This window comes from Neptuniibacter sp. (assembly GCF_024231755.1).
Classification (GTDB): Bacteria; Pseudomonadota; Gammaproteobacteria; order Pseudomonadales; family Balneatricaceae; genus Neptuniibacter.
In genome coordinates, this window is record NZ_JAAEQH010000376.1 from 1 (window position 1) to 2,141 (window position 2,141).

General features: G+C 44.0%; 2 protein-coding genes. One reads left to right on the forward strand and one right to left on the reverse strand.

What is annotated here, in order from left to right; all coding sequences use genetic code 11:
- Positions 1-417: bifunctional 4-hydroxy-2-oxoglutarate aldolase/2-dehydro-3-deoxy-phosphogluconate aldolase (gene eda, locus GY843_RS20860; RefSeq protein WP_297312608.1), on the forward strand; the 417-nt coding region annotated here is incomplete at its 5' end.
- A gap of 465 nt (positions 418-882) precedes the next feature.
- Here eda and GY843_RS20865 read toward each other — a convergent pair.
- Positions 883-2,141 (reverse strand): PKD domain-containing protein (locus tag GY843_RS20865; protein WP_297312609.1); only part of this gene is annotated, 1,259 nt, incomplete at its 5' end.

Sequence of the window (2,141 nt, forward strand, 5' to 3'; positions counted from 1 at the left end):
AACGCACAACAACTTAAGGCGGTTGTGGAAGCGGGCGCAAAATTTGCCATCAGCCCTGGTATGACCGCAGATTTGCTTAAAGCCGGTATGGACGCAGAAATTCCACTTATTCCTGGTATCTCGTCTACCTCCGACCTAATGAAAGGGAAAGATGCAGGTTACACCCATATGAAATTCTTCCCAGCGGAAGCTTCAGGTGGTGTTAAAGCAATTAAGTCAATTAGTGGCCCATTCCCTGATGTAACATTCTGCCCAACGGGTGGCATTGGCCCTAACAATTACAATGACTATCTTGCACTAAACAACGTGAAGTGTGTGGGTGGTTCTTGGTTAGCACCAGATGATGCCATTGAAGCGGGTGATTGGGCACGTATTACGCAATTGGCTAAAGAAGCGGTTGCTGGTGCAAATCAATAAGCACGCTTTAGTCATTAGCTTAAAGAGAAAAAACCTGCTTTATGCAGGTTTTTTTATGTTCATAATTAGTATGTGTTGTTTAACAAAAAAACACATACTGTGCGGCTCAAATGTACGTAAAGCAGACCTTCATGACTTAGCTTTCTAGTTTCAGCTATGAGCGAAGGAGACTTTAGAGAAATAGTTTCAGGCTGTCTGCAAAATGATGCAAAGCGGTTTTTCACGTCGTTTAGAAAAGGTAATCATTATTTGTTAGCGGCTGAGTTTGATGAACGGTATTTTTAATTGGTACCTCCGTCGATTAGCAAAAATTCAGCTATCGAATCTGCCAACCAAAATTAAAAAGGGGGTTCACCTTTCATTTTCGAGCGAGAGAAGCAATCAATTGGAAACCTAAAAGAAGTTGATTATCAATCGCCCACACTTTCGTGTGGGGGCAACTGATAATCATGCTTAGCTGAGGTTTTAGTTACTTGTAAAGGTATAACTTGCGGAGAAAGTTTCCCCTGTTTCCTGAATCTCAAAACTGTAATTCAGCGATACAGTGGCCCCACCTGTTAATGGAGAGGCTAACTCGAACTCTACTGCTACTCCATCGGCTAATACTAATCCTTCAGATAAATTAGAAATAGTTGGTACTACTTGACCTGTCCCATCAGTCGCAGTGAGGTTGATGATAGTAAAACTTTGCGCTTCTGCAACAATCCTAAATGTATCAAGAGTGTACGTAGTTGGCGTTGGAATTCCCATCACATTGGCACTCACTGTAGAATTAGACGAATATGGCAAAGATACTTCATTGAATACTGGATTGATAAGCCCACTTTCCCTAAACAGTTTTACGCTTGGTTGCACAGCGTCTACGGTAAGAGTGTCTGGGTCACTGTCTTCAATACCGTCATTTACTAGTAAACTGATTACATAACTTCCATCTAAGTCCGGCGTGAAGCTAGGGTTTACCGTCGTCGCGTCATCAAATTCAGAAAGACTGCCAGTCGGCTTTGAAACAAAATCCCAAGAATAAAATAATCCATCACCGTCAGCGTCGGTGCTACCACTACCGTCTAAAAACACCGTAGTACCCGCCGTTACATTCTGATCATTACCGGCATTTGCTACAGGTGCAGAGTTCGCAGTTGCCGCAATTACAGAGACTGTATCTGCTGCACTGTCGACAGTTCCATCGTTAACGATTAATTGCGCAACGTATGTGCCATCCACATCAGCTGTGAAGGTTGAAGAAACGTTAGTTGGGTTTGTCAAAATAGCATTGCTACCAGAAGGTAAGGTTATAAGCGACCAAGCGTAAGAAAGTGTATCTCCATCAACGTCTGAACTGGCACTGCCATCAAGGGTCACAACTGTGCCTGTTGACGCATTCTGATCATTACCGGCATTCGCTACAGGTGCAGAGTTCTCAGTTGCCGCAATTACAGAGACTGTATCTGCTGCACTGTCGACAGTTCCATCGTTAACGATTAATTGCACAACGTATGTGCCATCCACATCAGCTGTGAAGGTTGGCGAAACGTTAGTTGGGTTTGTCAAAATAGCAGTGCTACCGGAGGGTAAGGTTGTAAGCGTCCAAGCGTAAGAAAGTGTATCTCCATCAACGTCTGAACTGGCACTGCCATCAAGGGTCACAACTGTGCCTGTTAACGCATTCTGATCATTACCGGCATTTGCTACCGGTGCAGAGTTCTGTGCTTCCTGAGGTGGTGGTG